Annotated in this window: 19 protein-coding genes; 18 read left to right on the top strand and 1 reads right to left on the bottom strand. The window is 68.1% G+C overall.

The annotated features are described in order from the left end of the window. The 5 genes from gshA to H0W40_RS14745 all read left to right on the top strand — a co-directional run. A partial coding sequence (gene gshA, locus H0W40_RS14765) for a glutamate--cysteine ligase (RefSeq protein WP_292447540.1) occupies positions 1 to 1,295 on the top strand: 1,295 nt, incomplete at its 5' end. 243 nt (positions 1,296 to 1,538) lie between these two features. Then, complete coding sequence (locus tag H0W40_RS14760; RefSeq protein WP_292447538.1) at positions 1,539 to 3,425, top strand: potassium transporter Kup; 1,887 nt, start codon at positions 1,539 to 1,541, stop codon at positions 3,423 to 3,425. Between the two features lie 94 nt (positions 3,426 to 3,519). Continuing rightward, positions 3,520 to 4,368 carry a PA4780 family RIO1-like protein kinase gene (locus H0W40_RS14755; RefSeq protein ID WP_292447535.1) on the top strand — a complete coding sequence of 283 codons (849 nt, stop codon included), beginning with the start codon at positions 3,520 to 3,522 and terminating at the stop codon, positions 4,366 to 4,368. Positions 4,369 to 4,484: 116 nt separating this feature from the next. Continuing rightward, positions 4,485 to 5,468 (top strand): glutathione synthase, encoded by a 984-nt coding sequence (gene gshB / locus H0W40_RS14750; RefSeq protein WP_292447532.1) that lies wholly within the window; start codon positions 4,485 to 4,487, stop codon positions 5,466 to 5,468. Positions 5,469 to 5,570: 102 nt separating this feature from the next. Then, on the top strand, positions 5,571 to 7,499 hold the full coding sequence (locus tag H0W40_RS14745; RefSeq protein ID WP_292447530.1) for an ATP-binding cassette domain-containing protein: 1,929 nt from the start codon (positions 5,571 to 5,573) through the stop codon (positions 7,497 to 7,499). A 157-nt stretch (positions 7,500 to 7,656) separates the two neighbouring features. Here the strand turns inward: H0W40_RS14745 and H0W40_RS14740 are convergent, their stop codons facing one another. Then, the gene (locus tag H0W40_RS14740) at positions 7,657 to 8,385 is read right to left on the bottom strand and encodes a hypothetical protein (RefSeq protein ID WP_292447527.1); all 729 of its coding nucleotides are present in this window, start codon (positions 8,383 to 8,385) and stop codon (positions 7,657 to 7,659) included. A gap of 155 nt (positions 8,386 to 8,540) precedes the next feature. Between H0W40_RS14740 and H0W40_RS14735 the strand changes: the two genes are divergently transcribed. From H0W40_RS14735 to H0W40_RS14675, 13 genes are all read left to right on the top strand, one after another. After that, complete coding sequence (locus H0W40_RS14735; protein WP_292447525.1) at positions 8,541 to 9,503, top strand: DMT family transporter; 963 nt, start codon at positions 8,541 to 8,543, stop codon at positions 9,501 to 9,503. Beyond that, positions 9,500 to 10,252, top strand: a complete 753-nt coding sequence (locus tag H0W40_RS14730; protein WP_292447523.1) for an amino acid racemase — start codon at positions 9,500 to 9,502, stop codon at positions 10,250 to 10,252. The genes H0W40_RS14735 and H0W40_RS14730 overlap by 4 nt, the downstream gene beginning before the upstream one ends. Before the next feature lie 2 nt (positions 10,253 to 10,254). After that, positions 10,255 to 10,689: a hypothetical protein gene (locus H0W40_RS14725; protein ID WP_292447520.1), complete on the top strand. Its 435-nt coding sequence runs from the start codon at positions 10,255 to 10,257 to the stop codon at positions 10,687 to 10,689. After that, on the top strand, positions 10,686 to 11,357 hold the full coding sequence (locus H0W40_RS14720) for a VOC family protein (RefSeq protein ID WP_292447518.1): 672 nt from the start codon (positions 10,686 to 10,688) through the stop codon (positions 11,355 to 11,357). The genes H0W40_RS14725 and H0W40_RS14720 overlap by 4 nt, the downstream gene beginning before the upstream one ends. Before the next feature lie 240 nt (positions 11,358 to 11,597). Next, on the top strand, positions 11,598 to 12,110 hold the full coding sequence (locus H0W40_RS14715; RefSeq protein ID WP_292447515.1) for a GNAT family N-acetyltransferase: 513 nt from the start codon (positions 11,598 to 11,600) through the stop codon (positions 12,108 to 12,110). Positions 12,111 to 12,210: 100 nt separating this feature from the next. After that, a complete protein-coding gene (locus H0W40_RS14710; RefSeq protein ID WP_292447511.1) occupies positions 12,211 to 13,050 on the top strand; it encodes an aldolase/citrate lyase family protein in 840 nt (279 codons plus the stop codon). 196 nt (positions 13,051 to 13,246) lie between these two features. Continuing rightward, a complete protein-coding gene (locus H0W40_RS14705) occupies positions 13,247 to 13,726 on the top strand; it encodes an ATP synthase subunit I (RefSeq protein ID WP_292447507.1) in 480 nt (159 codons plus the stop codon). Between the two features lie 24 nt (positions 13,727 to 13,750). Continuing rightward, positions 13,751 to 14,602, top strand: coding sequence for a F0F1 ATP synthase subunit A (gene atpB, locus H0W40_RS14700; RefSeq protein ID WP_292447504.1), 852 nt, complete (start codon positions 13,751 to 13,753; stop codon positions 14,600 to 14,602). A 47-nt stretch (positions 14,603 to 14,649) separates the two neighbouring features. Beyond that, on the top strand, positions 14,650 to 14,913 hold the full coding sequence (gene atpE, locus H0W40_RS14695; protein WP_292447501.1) for a F0F1 ATP synthase subunit C: 264 nt from the start codon (positions 14,650 to 14,652) through the stop codon (positions 14,911 to 14,913). Between the two features lie 55 nt (positions 14,914 to 14,968). Continuing rightward, entirely contained in the window at positions 14,969 to 15,439 is a 471-nt protein-coding gene (locus H0W40_RS14690) for a F0F1 ATP synthase subunit B (RefSeq protein ID WP_292447498.1), read from the top strand. A 3-nt stretch (positions 15,440 to 15,442) separates the two neighbouring features. Next, entirely contained in the window at positions 15,443 to 15,976 is a 534-nt protein-coding gene (locus H0W40_RS14685; protein WP_292447496.1) for a F0F1 ATP synthase subunit delta, read from the top strand. A 54-nt stretch (positions 15,977 to 16,030) separates the two neighbouring features. Further along, positions 16,031 to 17,584 (top strand): F0F1 ATP synthase subunit alpha, encoded by a 1,554-nt coding sequence (gene atpA / locus H0W40_RS14680; protein ID WP_292447494.1) that lies wholly within the window; start codon positions 16,031 to 16,033, stop codon positions 17,582 to 17,584. A gap of 33 nt (positions 17,585 to 17,617) precedes the next feature. After that, the coding region (locus H0W40_RS14675) for a F0F1 ATP synthase subunit gamma (RefSeq protein ID WP_292447542.1) at positions 17,618 to 17,723 on the top strand (106 nt) is incomplete at its 3' end.

Raw genomic sequence — 17,723 nt, 5'->3', positions numbered from 1 at the left:
TGGTTCCGCACCTCATCACCGCGCTCAACGGCCCGATCAACGAACTGGAGCAGCGCATCCTGGAGTCCATGCCGGCCATCGAGCGCTGGTTCCGGCTCGAGTGGATGGAGCACACGCCGCCCTTCTATACATCGGTGGACGTGCGCAACGCCGGCTTCAAGCTGGCGCCGGTCGATACCAACCTCTATCCCGGCGGCTTCAACAACCTGACTCCCCAGATGCTGCCGCTGGCGGTGCAGGCGGCGATGGCGGCGATCGAGAAGATCTGCCCCGAGGCCAAGAATTTGCTGCTGATCCCCGAGCGGCACACCCGCAACAGCTTTTATTTGCAGAACGTGCAGCGGCTGATACAGATCTTCGGTTCGGCCGGTCTGAACGTGCGGCTGGGCACGCTCGACGAGGCCATCACCGAGCCGACCCCGTTGCCGCTGCCGGACGGCTCCTCGCTGATGCTCGAGCCCTTGCTGCGTACCAAGCGGCGTCTGGGTTTGAAAGACTTCGACCCCTGCACGATCCTGCTCAACAACGACCTGTCCGCCGGCATCCCCAAGGTGCTGGAGGGGCTGCACGAGCAATATGTGCTGCCGCCGCTGCATGCCGGCTGGGCCGTGCGGCGCAAGAGCCTGCACTTCCAGGCCTACGAAGACGTGGCCAAGAAGTTCGCCAAGCTGCTCGGCATGGACCCGTGGCTGATCAACCCGATGTTCGCCAAGTGCGGCAAGGTCAACTTCCAGGACGGCTCGGGCCAGGAGTGCGTGCAGAGCCACGCCGACGCGCTGCTCGGCAAGATCCGCCGCAAGTACAAGGAATACGGCATCCAGGAAAAGCCCTTCGTCATCGTCAAGGCCGACGCCGGCACCTACGGCATGGGCATCATGACCGTGCGCGATGCCAAGGACCTGGAAGAGCTGAACCGCAAGTCGCGCAACAAGATGAGCGTCATCAAGGACGGCCAGGAGGTCTCCGAGGTGATCATCCAGGAGGGCGTGCCGACCTACGAGCGCATGAACGACGCGGTCGCCGAGCCGGTCGTCTACATGATCGACCGCTATGTCGTGGGGGGCTTCTACCGCGTGCACGCCGAGCGCGGCATCGACGAGAACCTGAACGCGCCGGGTGCGAGCTTCGTGCCGCTGGCCTTCGCCGAGCATCACCAGTTGCCCAAACCGGGCGAGAAGCCGGGGGCGAGCGCGCCGAATCGCTTCTACATGTACGGCGTGATCGGCCGACTTGCCATGCTGGGCGCGAGCTACGAGCTCGAGGCGACGGACCCGGACGCCGAGGTGTACGAGTAGGCCGGCGGATTCACGCGCTTGCGCGGTCCGCGCTGAGCGACTCGAAAGCGCCGAGCCCGGCGCCGCATAGGAGACCGCAACAGCGGCCGGCGGCGTAGGGTGCGTGCCGGCTCCGCTCTGCCTGACCCTGCGGTGCTGTGCTGCCTGGTCGGCCGCGCTCGAGTTGCTGCACCGCAACATGGTTATCGCCCGCGGTGGACCTGCGGCGCACAATCGCGCTCCCGCTGATCCCCATCCCTGCCTGTGCAGCCTCGTTCCTCCGTCGCGCCGACCGGCTCCAAGCTGGCGGCCCTGACCCTGGGCGCCGTCGGCGTCGTGTACGGCGACATCGGCACCAGCCCGCTGTATGCGCTCAAGGAAATATTCGCCCACGGGCGCCTGCCGCTGACGCCCGACAACATCTTCGGCATCCTCTCGCTGGTGTTCTGGACGATGACGATCATCGTCTCGCTCAAGTACGTGCTGTTGATCCTGCGCGCCGACAACCACGGCGAAGGCGGCCTGATCGCCATGCTGGCGCTGGCCTCGCAGGCGGTGCGCGAGAAACCGGAGCTCAGGCGTCGGCTGTTGGTTCTGGGCATCTTCGGCACCGCGATCTTCTTCGGCGACGGCGTCATCACGCCGGCCATCTCGGTACTGTCGGCAGTCGAAGGCCTCGAGGTGGCCGCCCCCGGCCTGCACGACTTCATCGTGCCAGTGACCCTGCTCGTGCTGACCCTGCTGTTTGCCGCCCAGCGCTTCGGCACCGGCGGTATCGGCAAGTTCTTCGGACCCGTGACGGTCCTGTGGTTCGCCGTGCTGGTCTTGCTGGGCATCGGCCACATCGCGCGCAATCCTGCGGTGCTCGCGGCGCTCAGCCCGCACCATGCGCTGTTGTTCATATGGGCCAACCCGGGCACGGCCTTCTTCGCGCTCGGCGCATTGATCCTGTGCGTGACCGGCGCCGAAGCGCTCTATGCCGATCTGGGCCACTTCGGCAAGAAGCCGATCCGGCTGGCCTGGTTCGGACTGGTCTGGCCTGCGCTCACGATCAACTATTTCGGCCAGGGCGCCATGCTCCTGGCGCGGCCAGAGACGGTGAAGAACCCGTTCTACGAGATGGCGCCGGCCTGGGCACTGTTTCCGCTGATCGGCTTGGCCACGGCGGCCACGGTGATCGCCTCGCAGGCGCTCATCACCGCGGCGTTCTCGGTCACCAAGCAGGCCATCCAGCTCGGCTACCTGCCGCGGCTGCGCATCTCGCACACCTCCGTGCGAGAAACCGGCCAGATCTACGTGCCCTTCGTCAACTGGAGCCTGTACGGCTGCATCGTGCTGGCGGTGGTGGCCTTCGGCTCGAGCAGTGCGCTGGCTTCGGCCTACGGTCTGGCGGTGACGATCGACATGCTGATCACGACGACGATGACCTTCTTCGTGATCCGCTACGGCTGGAAGTACCCGTGGGCGCTGTGCCTCGCCGCGACTGGCTTCTTTTTCGTCGTCGATGCGCTGTTCCTCGCCGCCAACGCGATCAAGCTGTTCGAGGGCGGCTGGTTCCCGCTGGCCATCGGTGCGGTGATGTTCCTGTTGATGATGACGTGGAAACAGGGCCGCGGACTCATGGGCGCACGCCTGCGCGAGGACGCGATCGACCTGCCGAGTTTTCTCGAATCGGTGTTCGTCAGCCCGCCGCATCGCGTGGCCGGCACGGCGGTTTTCCTCGCCTCGGAACAGGGCAGCACGCCCAACGCGCTGCTGCACAACCTCAAGCACAACAAAGTGCTGCATGCGCAGAACCTGTTCGTCACCGTGCGCCACCACGAGGTGCCGTGGGTGCCGTTCAGCAAGCGCTGCGAGCTGCAGTCGCTCGGCCGGTGCTGCTGGCAGGTGACGCTCAACTTCGGCTTCAAGAACGAACCCGACGTGCCCCAGGCGCTCGGCCTGCTGCGCAGCCGCGGCGTGCTGCTCGACGACATGGAGACCAGCTATTTCCTGTCGCGCGACATCGTCATCCCGACGCTCGGCTCGGGCATGGCGATGTGGCGCGAGAAGCTCTTCGCCAGCATGCACCGCAACGCCGCGGCAGCGGCCGATTTCCTGAGCCTGCCGGCGAACCGGGTGGTGGAGCTGGGCTCCAAGTTGGAGATTTGATGCCGCGCGATCGGAGCGGAGCGCCACGAGTGTTCTCGCCGCTCGAGACCGCCCAACTCGTGCGGGCGAAGAGCCGCAGCGCAAAATCGCCGCAATGAAAGCACCCAAAAGACTGCAGCCGCTGATCGAAGAAGGCCTGATCGACACCGTCGTGCGCCAGTTGATGAGCGGCAAGGAGGCGATGGTCTACGTGGTGCGCTGCGGCGGCGACACCCGCTGCGCCAAGGTCTACAAGGAGGCCGAGCAGCGCAGCTTCCGGCAGGCGGTCGACTACACCGAGAACCGCAAGGTCAAGAACACCCGTCAGGCCCGCGCGATGGCCAAGGGCACCCGCTTCGGCCGGCAGGCGCAGGAGGCGGCCTGGCAAAGCGCCGAGGTCGATGCGCTCTACCGCCTGGCAGCAGCCGGCGTGCGCGTGCCCAAGCCGCATAACTTCTGCGACGGCGTGCTGCTGATGGAGCTGGTGACCGACCCGAACGGCGACGCCGCGCCGCGGCTCAACGACGTGGCGTTCACGCCCGAGCAGGCCCGCGCGCATCACGCCAGCCTGCTGACGGAGGTGGTGCGCATGCTGTGTGCCGGTGTCGTGCATGGCGACCTGTCGGAATTCAACGTCCTGCTGGCCGCGGACGGCCCGGTCATCATCGATCTGCCGCAAGCCGTGGACGCCGCAGGCAACAACCACGCCCAGCGCATGCTGCTGCGCGACGTGGACAACCTGCGCGGCTTCTTCGGCCGCTTCGCGCCGGAGCTGCTGCGCACCGAGTTCGGCCCCGAGATCTGGGGTCTGTACGAACGCGGCGTGCTGCACCCCGAAGTGCAGCTCACCGGACGCTTCGAACGCAAGACCGGCGCGGTGGATGTGGGCGGCGTGATGCGCGAGATCGACGACGCACGTGCCGAGGAATCGGCGCGCCGCCTGCGCCAGCAGGCGGCCGGGTGACCCAGGGGGCGGGCCGGCGGCTTCTTGCCCGCCCGCCCGCCGCGCTGCGCTGACGCTCGGGCCGGCACGATCGCCCGGCTTGTGCAACAGTGGCGGCCTCCAGGAAAACGCCCGTCATGAAACTGCTCTTCGTCACCGACCCGCTCAGCGCGTTCAAGATCTACAAGGACACCACCTTTTCGATGATGCGCGAGGCCGCCCGGCGCGGCCACACGCTGATGGTGTGCGAACCGAAGCACCTGATGTGGTGCCACGGCTCGCGCGAGCTGCCGGGCGCGGGGCGCGTGACCGCCTCCGTGCGCGACATCGAGCTGACCGGCGATCCCGACGTCTGGTACCGCGCCGCGCAGGCGTCCGGGCTGGGGCGCCCGCAGGTGCTGAGCGAGGTCGATGCGGTGCTCATGCGCAAGGACCCGCCCTTCGACAGCGAGTACTTCTACGCCACGCACCTGCTGGAGCAGGCCGAGCGCGATGGCGCGCGCGTCTTCAACTCGCCGCGCGCGCTGCGCGACCACCCGGAAAAACTGGCGATCCTGGAGTTCCCGGACTTCATCGGCCCGACCCTGGTGACGCGCGACGCGGCCGACATCCGCGCCTTCCATGCCGAGCACCGCGACATCATCCTCAAGCCCCTCGACGGCATGGGCGGCATGGGCATCTTCCGCGTGCGCGAGGACGGCCTCAACCTCGGCAGCATCAGCGAAACACTCAACAAGTTCGGCGCCCAGACGGTGATGGTGCAGCGCTTTCTGCCGGAGATCGTGCAGGGTGACAAGCGCATCCTCGTGATCGGCGGCAAGCCGGTGCCCTATTGCCTGGCGCGTATTCCGCAGGGTACGGAAGTGCGCGGCAACCTCGCGGCGGGCGGCAAGGGCGTGGCGCAGAAGCTTTCCGCGCGCGACCAGGAAATCGCCGAGGCGCTCGGGCCGGTGCTTGCTGCGCGCGGGCTGCTGTTCGCGGGGCTGGATGTGATCGGCGACTCGCTCACCGAGATCAACGTCACGAGCCCGACGGGCTTCGCCGAGATCGCGCAGCAGGCGGGCTTCGATGCGGCGGCGGTGTTCGTTGATGCCGTGGAGGCGGCGTTGGCCCGATCCTGAGGCCGATCGTCGCGGGCGGGCCCTTCGGCAAGGGCTTTGACGCCCGCGCCGCGGGTGCTGGAGAGACGGCTTCGATAATCGCGGGTTGACTTCCTCCCCGCCATGGCCCTCCTCACCCTCTCCAACGCCCATCTCGCCTACGGCCACGTCGCCCTGCTCGACAACGCCGCGTTCTCCCTCGAGCCCGCCGAGCGCGTCGGCCTGATCGGGCGCAACGGCACCGGCAAGTCCTCGCTGCTGAAGATCATCGCCGGCCTGGAAAAGCCCGACGACGGCACGCTGCAGCTACAAGGCGGCCTGCGCCTCGCACTCGTGGCGCAGGAGCCGCTGCTCGATCCCGACGCCAGCGTGTTCGAGGCGGTCAGCCTCGGCGTGGCCGAGGCCAAGGCGCTGCGCGAGCGCTACGAGGCGCACGACCCGAGCGACGACCTCGACGCCATCCAGACCCGCATCGAGGCGATGGACGGCTGGACCTGGGAGCAGCGCGTCACCGAAACGCTGGAGCGGCTGCAGCTCGCGCCCGATGCGAAGGTCGGCCCGCTGTCCGGCGGCACGAAGAAGCGCGTGGCGCTGGCCCAGGCGCTGGTCGCGGCGCCCGACGTGCTGCTGCTCGACGAGCCGACCAACCACCTCGACCTCGACGCGATCCGCTGGCTCGAAGAGCTGCTCAAAGCCTATCGCGGCAGCGTCCTCCTCATCACCCACGACCGCGCTTTCCTCGATGCCGTAGCCACGCGCATCGTCGAGCTCGATCGAGGTGTGCTGCGCTCCTACCCAGGCAACTTCGCCGCCTACGAAGCAACCAAGCAGCGCGAACTCGCCGACGAGGCGCTTTTCACTGCGCGCCAGGACAAGCTGCTGGCGCAGGAAGAGGTGTGGGTCCGACAGGGCGTCGAAGCGCGGCGCACGCGCAGCGTGGCGCGCATCAAGCGGCTCGATGCCCTGCGCCAGCAGCGGGTCGAGCGCCGCAACTCCATCGGCCGCGTGTCGCTCGAACTCGACGCCGGCGCGCGCAGCGGCAAGATCGTGGCCGAGCTGGAGAAGGTGAACAAGGCTTTCGGCGACAAGGCAGTCGTGCGCGATTTCAGCGCGACGATCCTGCGCGGCGACAAGGTCGGCCTCATCGGCGCGAACGGCGCGGGCAAGACCACCTTGCTGCGCCTCATTCTCGGCACGCTGGCGCCCGACAGCGGCACCGTGCGCACCGGCGCCAACCTGCAGGTCGCCTACTTCGACCAGATGCGCGAGGCACTGAACCTCGACGCCACGCTGGCCGACACCATCAGCCCCGGCAGCGAGTGGATCGAGATCGCCGGCGGCCGCAAGCACGTGATGAGCTATCTGGGCGACTTCCTGTTCGCGCCGGCGCGCGCCAACTCGCCTGTGCGCAGCCTCTCTGGCGGCGAGCGCAACCGCCTGCTGCTCGCGCGCCTGTTCGCGCGGCCGGCCAACGTGCTGGTGCTCGACGAGCCGACCAACGACCTCGACATCGACACGCTGGAGCTGCTGGAGGAACTGTTGCAGACCTACGCCGGAACCGTGTTCCTGGTCAGCCACGACCGCCGTTTTCTCGACAACGTGGTGACGAGCACGATCGTCAACGAAGGACCGGGCCGCTGGCGCGAGTACGAAGGCAGCGTGGAGGATTGGCTGCTGCAGTCCGAGCGGGCGCGGGTGCTGCAGGCTGCTGCTGCCAAACGCGGGGCAGTTGCACCGGTGCCGGCCGCGGTACTGCCGGCGGCAACGTCCACGGCGCCCCGTGCTGCGCCGGGCGCCGTGGCAGCTGCCGCGCCGAAGCCGGCGCCTGCCAAGCGCAAGCTCGCCTACAAGGAACAGCGCGAACTCGACATCCTCCCGCAGCGCATCGAAACTTTGGAAGCCGAGCAGCAGCAACTGCTGGCGCAACTGGGCGACGCCGGCTTCTACAGCGGGCCGGCACGGCAAGTCGCCGAGGCCCAGGCCCGCGCGACGCAGATCGAGGAGGAACTGCTGGCCGCAATGGAGCGTTGGGAGGCGCTGGCTTCAGCCTGAGGCTGGAGTCGGCCGTACCTTGGCGCTTAAGCTCCTTCTCCCGCTTGCGGGAGAAGGCGGGGATGAGGGTTCGCCCCCGTCGCCAACCCTCTCCCGCGCGCGAAAGAGGGGGTTCCATGCTGTGCCTCGGCGTTTCCTTGCCGTGAAAGCCGCGCCGTCACCAGTTACTGAGCGTGCTGAACCACGAGTCGCCTGCCGCTGCCGGATGCGTGCGGCTGACGATCAGCCCGGCCTGCAGGTACAGGCCGTTGAGCAGCCGCGCCGCGCGCTCCGAATCGAAGCCCGGCCAGGCCGCCAGCGCGCGCAGCGACATCGATTCCTGCTGCAGCCGCGCCACTGCGCCACCGAGCGCGCCGGTCATCGGCATGACCAGCTCCAGATCGGGTGCGATGCGGTAGACCGCCGGGCCGGCCAGTTCCGGCAGCAGTTCATGGCGCGGCCCGTGCAGGGCCAGGTGCCACAGCAGCGGGCCGAGCGGGTGGCACAGATCGGCCGGCGCCGTCATCTCGTCCGGCGCCTCGGACGGCGCATGCAGCAGCGCGCGCTCGACCTGCAGCAGCCGCACCGCGTCGAAGCGCGTGGCGTACAGCGCATCGAGCGGCAGCGGCGTGTGGAACAGCCGCTCGCGAGGAAAGACGGTGAGCGGCAGCACGTGGTCGTCGCGGTCAAGGTGCAGGGCCACGTCCTGCGGATGGCGCAGGCAGGCGGCAAGCACTTCGAGCACTTCCAGGCCGCTGCCGTTGCCCTCGAAGCGCTGAAGGTCGGCCAGCAGCGAGGGGCTCAGCGTGTTGTAGCGCGTGCTGTCCGCACTGCCCTCCATCGCGCGGCGGAAGGCGCTGACGCGCCAAAGTTCCGGGTCGCCGAAGGGGACGGTGTCTTCATCCATGTCGGCACTGTAGATCGGTCGGCCGCAGTGTGGCAGGCCGCCATCGGCGTTCCCCGAAAATCGGGTGGGTACCTCGCCGCCTCCCCCGCCTAGGAGCAGCTATGCGGACTGCCTTGACCGGTCAATCTACTGGCCAACACGCCTAAAGTCCGTGCATGCCTGCGCAACGCCCGTCTGCCGCCCGGCTCTCCGGTGCCAACTCTGCCTCCAGGCACGGGGATGAAACGCGCGGCCTGTGGTTGGGCGTGCTCGGCGTGACGATCTTCGCGGTCACCACACCGATGACGCGTCTGGCCGTAGGCGATGCCGCCGCGCCGCAGCTCTCGCCGCTCTTCGTCACGGCCGGGCGTGCCGCCGCGGCCGGCTTGCTGTCGCTGCTCTACCTCTGGCTCACCGACGCACCCCGTCCGGCGCGCAGGCACCTGCGTGAGTTCGCCATCACCGCAGCCGGCGTCGTGATCGGTTTTCCGCTCCTGCTGGCGCTCGCCCTGCGCGAGGTGGCGGCCATTCACGCCGCGGTGATCACCGGCGTGCTGCCGCTGGCCACCGCGATGGTGGCAGCGCTGGTGCTGCGGCAGCGGCCCTCGCGCGGCTTCTGGGTCTGTGCCGTGGCCGGCTGTAGCCTGGTGCTCGGTTATGCGCTGCTGCATGGCGGCGGCCGGCTGGCGGCCGCCGACGGCCTGCTGCTGCTTGCGGTGCTGAGCGCGGCGATCGGCTACGTCTATGGCGCGCGGCTTTCAGTCGCCATGCGGCCCGAGCAGGTGATCTGCTGGGTGCTGGTGGGTACCTTGCCGATGACCTTGCCGCTGACGCTGTGGTCGGCCGGCGATGTCGATTTCGCCATCGTCGGCACGGCAGCATGGCTGGGCTTCGGCTACGTCGCGCTGTTCTCGATGTGGCTGGGCTTCTTCGCCTGGTATCGCGGGCTCGCGATCGGCGGCACGGTGCGCGTGAGCCAGGTGCAATTGCTGCAGCCCTTCCTGTCGATGCTGGCAGCCTGGCCCTTGCTCGGCGAACGGCTCGACGCGCTGACGCTGGCGTTCGCGCTGGCGGTCATCGCCACCGTTTTCCTCGGCAAGCGCATGCCGGTGCGGGTGGCGGCCGGAGGTGCGCGGTGAGAACCCTGGGCCTGCTCGGCGGCATGAGCTGGGAATCGACGCTCGTCTACTACCGCGCGCTCAACCAGGGTGTGGCTCGCCGCCTCGGCGGCCTGCACAGCGAGCCGCTGCTGCTGCACAGCTTCGACTTCGCGCCGCTGGCTGTACTGCAGGAGCAGGGCAGCTGGAATACCGCGGCCGAGCGGCTCCTCGACGCAGCGCGGGGCCTGGGCGCGGCCGGCGCCGAGGGCCTGCTCATTGCGAGCAACACCATGCACAAGCTCGCGCCTGCGCTCGAGGCGGGCCTGCCGCTGCTGCACATCGGCGATGCGGTGGGCGCTGCAGTGGCTGGCGCGGGCCTGCGGCGCGTCGGCCTGCTGGGCACGCGCTTCACCATGGAGCAGGACTTCCTGCGCACGCACCTGGTACGGCGCCACGGTGTCGAACTGCTCATGCCCGAGGCCGACGACCGGGAGACCGTGCACCGCGTGATCTACGGGGAGCTGTGCCGTGGCATCGTTCGCGAGGCCTCGCGCGACGAGTACCTGGCGGTGATCGGGCGGCTGATCGATCGCGGCGCCGAGGGCATCGTGCTCGGCTGCACCGAGATCGGCCTGCTGCTCGACGCGGATGCGCTGGCCGTGCCGGGGTTCGACAGCACCCTGTTGCACGTTCGGCAGGCCCTGGACTGGATGCTCACGCCCGCTACGCCCGCTACGCCCGCTACGCCCGCTACGCCCGCTACGCCGGCGCACGGAGCCGTACGATGAACTTGACCCTGGCCGCGCGCAACGCGCGCATGAACTTCTCGGCGCTCCGTGAGATTCTCAAGCTGACCGAACGCGAAGGCGTGCTGTCGCTCGCCGGCGGCGTGCCGTCGGCCGAGGGCTTTCCGGTGGAGGCGCTGCGCGGGGCCTCCGCAAAAGTGCTGCGCGACACGCCCCAGGAGGCGCTGCAATACGCGGCCATGGAAGGCCATGGCCCGCTGCGCGAATGGATGGCCGCGCACCTGGGCGCGCAGAGCCGGAAAGTCGATGCCGGCCAGGCGCTCATCACCAATGGCTCGCAGCGGGGGCTGGAGCTCGTCGCCAAGCTGCTCATTGATGCCGGCAGCACGGTGGCCTTCGAGACGCCCACCGACCTCCGTGCCGACATGTGGATCGGGGGCGACTCGGTCACCTGCATGGCCGGACGGCTTTCGCTGTGAACACCCGGCTCGATCACCTCGTCGTGGCGGCCCGAACCCTGGACGATGGCGTCGCCTGGTGCGAGGCGGTGCTCGGCATCACGCCCGGCCCCGGCGGCCGCCATCCGCTGATGGGCACGCACAACCGGCTGTTCGGCATCGCCAGCGTGGCATTCCCGCAAACCTACTTCGAGATCATCGCGATCGATCCGCACGCGCGGACGCCGGCGCGCGCCCGCTGGTTCGGGCTGGATGCCGCGCCGGTGCAGGCAGTGCCGTGCCTGCTGCATTTCGTGGCTCGCACGGCGGATATCCGCGCCGCCTGCGCTGTATTGGCCGCGCTGGGCGAGGATTGCGGCATCCCGAGCGCTGCTTCGCGGGCCACGCCGCAAGGCGAACTGCAGTGGCAGATCAGCGTGCGCGAGGACGGCCGGCTGCCGCACGGCGGCGCCTTGCCCACGCTGATCGAGTGGGGCGTCTCGCACCCGACCGACGACCTGCCGGCGAGCGGCGTGACGCTGGCGGCCCTGAGCGTGCAGGCCGCCGAGCCCGGATTGCTGAGCGCGGCCTATGCCGCGCTGAGCCTGAGCGACGTGACGGTGCAGCAAGACGCCGGAGCGCTCGTGCCGCGCCTGTGCGCAAGCCTGAACACGCCTCGCGGCCGTGTCGTGCTGCAAAGCGCCGGCTGACGTGCCAGGCTGCAAAAGACGGTCTGCGGCTGCAGGCCAGAGCGACTCGACCCCTTCGGCCCTCGTTGACACCGCCGCCGGTCCAAGGTGTAAATTCAGCCGCAGGCTTCGCGACTGCAGAGCCGCAGACGCCCGCCCCGATGCCTGCCCGATGACCGCGACCCCCCGTGCTGCGCCTGCTTCGGCCCGGACCGTGCCTCCCGCCGGCCTGGCCTCGCTCGGATCGTCGTCGCCCTGACGATGGAAGCGGCCTGCGACGTCGTGCTCGTCTCGCCGGCCACGCCGGAGCAGTTCGACGACGCGCGCGAGCTGTTCCGCGAGTACGCCGCCGCGCTCGACATCGATCTGTGCTTTCAAGATTTCGACGCCGAACTCGCGGGCCTTCCCGGCGAATACGCCGAGCCGGCTGGCGCCTTGCTGCTGGCCTGGTGCGACGGCTCGCTGGCCGGCTGCGTGGCACTGCGGCCGCTGCCCGACGCCGACGAGGCCAACGCCTGCGAGATGAAGCGCCTGTACGTGCGGCGCGCCTTCCGCCGTTTCGGCTTGGGCCGCTTGCTGGCCGAAACCCTGATCGACCGCGCCCGCGTGGCGGGCTATTCGGCGATGCTGCTCGACACGCTCGACGAGATGGAGGCGGCGCGCGAGCTCTACGCCTCGCTCGGCTTCGAGGAAGTGCCGCCCTACTACTTCAACCCGCTGCCCGGAGCACACTACCTGCGCGTTGCGCTGGGAGGCTCCGGCTCGAGGTATTGAGCGGTGACAGGTCGGCCTTTGCGCACCGCCGGCACCGGCCAGGCCGGGTTCCGGCTTGTGTACCGCCCCGACCGTCACGCCCGCCCGAGGAGACTTCGCGATGAATGCCTTCAAGCAACTGCTGCAGCACCCGACCCGCGGTGTCGACGCCCACCCGCGGGCCAGCCACCAGCGCGTCCCGCTGGGCACCTGGATCATGTCGGCCAGCCCGCTGGTGGCCGAGGCCATCGGGCATGCCGGCTTCGACTGGGCGGTGCTCGACATGGAGCATTCGCCGCTCGAACTGCCCGGGGTGGTGGCGCTGCTGCAGGCACTGGCCTCGACCAAGCTGGTGCCGATCGTGCGGCTGGCGGGCAACGATCCGGTGCTGTTCAAGCGCGTGCTCGACGCCGGCGCCACCACGCTGATGGTGCCGCGCGTGCAAGGCGCCGAAGAAGCCGAGCGCGCCGTGGCCGCACTGCGCTATCCGCCGCTCGGGCATCGCGGCGCCGCCGCTATGAGCCGCGCCACGCGTTACGGCACCCAGCGGCTCGACACCGGTGCGGCCAACGCGGCGGTAGCGTTGATCGCCCAGCTCGAGACCCCGGATGCGCTCGACACGCTCGAGCGCATCGCGGCAGTCGAGGGCGTCGATGCGCTCTTCATCGCGCCGGCCGATCTGTCCGCGGCCATGGGCCACGGCGGCGACGCCCGACATCCTTCGGTGATGACGGCGATGTCGCAGGCGGCCGAGCGCGCACGCGCTGCCGGCCTGCCGATCGGCACCCTGGCCGGCACGCCGGAAATGGCCGCCCAGGTGCGGGCGGCGGGTTTCGACTTCGTGGGCCTGGGCTCCGATCTAGGTCTGCTCGTGCATGCCGCGCAAGCCTCTTTGCAGGCACTGCGCACGCCCGATGCGGCGATGGTGCATTCGCTCAACCTCGGCACCCACGCTTACTGACCTGACGCTCATCGCTGCTCATCGCTGCTCAGCGCGCCGCGATAACCGGCGGCGTTTAACCGGACCTGCGGCCGCTCAGCGCCGCGGCTCGTTATGCGGCAGCGGCTCGAAGCTCAGGAACTGGCTGGAAGCGACATAAACAGCGCGGGTTTTCACGTACACTCCCGTCGTTTTGCCGAAAAGAGCCGACCCGAGCATGCACGCGAGCGCTTCGCACGACGAACCCCGCGACTGGCCCGAAACCGGCACGGAGTCGGCAGACGATGCTTCGCGAAGTCTGAGTGCCGAACAGGCCCGGGCGCTGCGAAAGCGGCAGCCGATGGTGTCGCCCTGGCGGGTGGTGGCGGTGCAGGCGATTTGCGGCTTGCTCTGCGCCTTGATCGCCTGGGCTGTCGTGCCGGGTTCGGGAGCGGCCTGGTCGGCGCTCTACGGTGCCGCGTCGACGGTCATTCCGAGTGCTCTGCTGGCGCGCGGAATGACACGCGGAACACGAAACCCGGTGGCTGCGGCTGCCGGTTTCATGTTCTGGGAGATGTTGAAGATCGGTGTGGCCATTGCCATGCTGGTGATCGCAGCAAAGGTCGTGCCGCAGTTGAGTTGGCCGGTGCTGCTGGTCACGATGGTGGTGTGCATGAAGGTGAACTGGTTCGCGCTGCTGTGGCGCGGGCGTCGATAGTCGAGAGATTTCAGGAACAACAGCATGGCAGTCGAAGGTCAAGCGCCTACCGCCGGTGAATACATCATTCATCACCTCCAGCATCTGCAGAACAAGCCGCAGACGGACGTGGTCGACTTCTCGGTCATCAACTTCGATTCGGTGTTCTTCTCGGTCCTGATGGGCGTGCTGGGCTGCTGGCTGCTGTGGCTGGCCGCTCGCAAGGCGACTTCGGGCGCGCCGGGGCGCTTCCAGGCTGCCGTCGAGCTGCTGGTCGAAATGGTCGACGGCCAGGCCAAGGGCATCATCCACAACGCCGCCAGCCGCCGCGTCGTCGCGCCGCTGGCGCTGACCGTGTTCATCTGGATCTTCCTGCTCAACGCGATGGACCTGTTGCCGGTCGATCTGCTGCCGGCCCTGTGGCATGTCGCCGGCCCGGCCGTGGGCGCGCCCGACTACCTGCGCGTGGTGCCGACCGCCGACCTGTCGATCACGATGGGCCTGTCGATCGGCGTGTTGCTGGTGTGCCTGTTCTACAACGTCAAGATCAAGGGCGCGGGCGGCTGGGCGCACGAGTTGTTCACCGCGCCGTTCGGCAACAAGTGGTTCCTGTATCCGGTGAACTTCCTGATGCAGATCATCGAGTTCGTCGCCAAGACCGTCTCGCACGGCATGCGGCTGTTCGGCAACATGTACGCCGGCGAGCTGATCTTCATGCTGATCGCGCTGATGGGCGGCGCGTTCGCGCTCACGGGAACGGGCATCGCCCTGTTCCTCGGGCACATCGTTGCAGGGTGGGTGTGGGCGGTGTTCCACATCCTGATCATCACCCTGCAGGCCTTCGTGTTCATGATGCTCACGCTGGTCTATATCGGCCAGGCTCACGACACGCACTGACGTTTCGTTCTTCGTTTTTTTTCTTTGCAACTCAAGTAGGAGACACCATGGAAGTCATTAGCTTTGTCGCGCTCGCCGCCGGCCTGATCATCGGTCTGGGCGCCCTCGGCGCCTGTATCGGCATCGGCATCATGGGCAGCAAGTACCTCGAAGCGGCCGCCCGCCAGCCCGAGCTGATGAACGAGCTGCAGACGAAGATGTTCCTGCTGGCCGGCCTGATCGACGCCGCCTTCATCATCGGCACCGGCATCGCGCTGTGGTTCGCCACCGCCAACCCCTTCCTCGCGCAGATCGCCAACCTGCCGACGTGAGCCGTCGCGGATTGCGCATCGCAGGCATCTTTCCCATCGTTATCGAGGCAACAACGTGAGCATCAACGCTACGCTGATCGCGCAGTTGATCGTGTTCCTTCTGCTGGTCTGGTTCACGATGAAATTCGTGTGGCCGCCCATCGTGAAGGCGCTCGACGAGCGTGCGCAAAAGATCTCCGAAGGCCTGTCGGCCGCCGACAAGGCCAAGGCCGATCTGCAGGTCGCCAACAAGCGCGTCGAAGAGCAGTTGTCGGCCGCTCGCACCGAGACCGCGCAGCGCCTGGCCGACGCTGAGCGCATGGCGCAGTCGATGGTCGAGGAAGCCAAGGGCCGCGCCAGCGAGGAGGGCGCCAAGATCGTCGCCTCGGCGCGCGCCGAGGCCGAGCAGGAGTCGATGAAGGCGCGCGAGGCGCTGCGCGACCAGGTGGCTGCACTTGCCGTCAAGGGCGCCGAGCAGATCCTGCGCAGGGAAGTCGACGCCGGCGTGCATGCCGACCTCCTGAACCGCCTCAAGGTCGAGCTCTAGGCCATGGCTGAGCTCGCAACGATCGCCCGTCCGTACGCCGAAGCGCTGTTCCAGGTGGCCAGCCATGGCGACCTGAGGCAAGCCGTCGAACAGCTCGATGGGGTGGCCGCCACGGCGGCCGACCCGCAGCTGCGCAGCTTCGCCGACCGTCCGAAGGCGAATGCGCAGGAGGTCTTCGACGTCATTGCCGGTGTCGTCAGGACGCCGCTCGCAGACAGCGTGCGCAACCTGCTCGTCACCGTCATCGACAACGGCCGCCTGTCCGCCTTGCCGGAGATCGCGCTGCAGTTCCGGGCCCTGGTGAACGAGCGCTCGGGGGTGTCGGATGCCACGGTGTACAGCGCGTTTCCCATCGACGCTGCGCAGATGGATGCGGTGCTTGGCGCGCTGGAAAGGCGCTTCGGCCGCAAGCTCAATGCACGTGTCGAAGTCGAGCCGGCGCTGATCGGCGGCATCTGTGTCGTGGTCGGCGACGAGGTGCTCGACACCTCGGTCAAGGCTCGTCTCGAACAAATGAAAGCGGCGCTCACGGCCTGACCGCCGGCGAACGTCCTTACCCTGCAGGCCTCGGCCTTAGGAACGGAGCAAGCAATGCAACTCAATCCCGCTGAAATTTCCGAACTGATCAAGAGCCGCATCGAGGGCCTGGGCGCAAGCGCCGATATTCGCAATCAAGGCACTGTGGTGTCGGTCACCGACGGCATCGTGCGCGTGCACGGTCTGTCGGACGCAATGCAGGGCGAAATGCTCGAGTTTCCGTCCACCAAGGACGGCACGCCGACCTTCGGCCTGGCGCTCAACCTCGAGCGCGACTCGGTCGGCTCGGTGATCCTGGGCGAGTACGAGCACATCTCCGAGGGCGACACGGTCAAGTGCACCGGCCGCATTCTGGAAGTGCCGGTTGGCCCCGAGTTGATCGGCCGCGTGGTCAACGCGCTCGGTCAGCCGATCGACGGCAAGGGCCCGATCAACGCGAAGATGACGGACGTGATCGAGAAGGTCGCGCCGGGCGTGATCGCACGCCAGAGCGTGAGCCAGCCGATGCAGTCGGGCCTGAAGTCGATCGACTCGATGGTGCCGGTGGGCCGTGGCCAGCGCGAGCTGATCATCGGCGACCGCCAGACCGGCAAGAGCGCGGTGGCGATCGACGCGATCATCAACCAGAAGGGTCAGAACATGACCTGCGTGTACGTCGCCATCGGCCAGAAGGCGTCGTCGATCAAGAACGTGGTGCGCGCGCTCGAGCAGCACGGCGCCATGGACTACACCATCGTCGTGGCCGCCCCGGCTTCGGACTCGGCCGCCATGCAGTACGTGTCGGCTTACTCCGGCTGCACCATGGGCGAGTACTTCCGCGATCGCGGCCAGGACGCGCTGATCGTCTATGACGACCTATCCAAGCAGGCCGTCGCCTACCGCCAGGTCTCGCTGCTGCTGCGCCGCCCGCCGGGCCGCGAAGCCTATCCCGGCGACGTGTTCTATCTGCACAGCCGCCTGCTCGAGCGCGCCGCCCGCGTGAACGCAGACTACGTCGAGAAGTTCACCAAGGGCGAGGTCAAGGGCAAGACCGGCTCGCTGACCGCGCTGCCGATCATCGAAACGCAGGCGGGCGACGTTTCGGCCTTCGTGCCGACCAACGTCATTTCCATCACCGACGGCCAGATCTTCCTCGAGACGGCGCTCTTCAACGCCGGCATCCGTCCCGCCATTAACGCCGGCATTTCCGTGTCGCGGGTCGGTGGCGCGGCGCAGACAAAGCTGGTCAAGAATCTCTCGGGCGGCATCCGGACCGACCTTGCGCAGTACCGTGAACTCGCGGCCTTCGCGCAGTTCGCCTCCGACCTCGACGAAGCCACCCGCAAGCAGCTCGACCGGGGCGCGCGCGTGACCGAGCTGCTCAAACAGGCGCAGTACTCGCCGCTGCCGATCAGCCTGATGGCCGCCTCGCTGTTCGCGGCGAACAAGGGCTACATGGACGGGATCGAGGTCAAGCAGGTGCTGGCCTTCGAGTCGGGGCTGCACCAGTTCCTCAAGACCAGCCACGCGCCGCTGCTGGCCAAGCTCGAGGCCGACAAGGCCATGGACAAGGACGCAGAAGCCCAGCTCGACGCCGCCTGCGCCTCGTTCAAGAAGTCCTTCGCCTGACGCGGCGAGACGCACAAGCCAAGGAACACGCTCATGGCAGTCGGCAAGGAAATACGCGGCAAGATCAAGAGTGTCGAGAACACCAAGAAGATCACCAAGGCCATGGAGATGGTCGCCGCCGCCAAGATGCGCAAGGCGC

Source organism: Methylibium sp. (assembly GCF_013817345.1).
GTDB lineage: Bacteria > Pseudomonadota > Gammaproteobacteria > Burkholderiales > Burkholderiaceae_C > Methylibium.
Note: the sequence above shows the minus strand (reverse complement) of the source record. Positions and strands in the feature narration are given on the sequence as shown.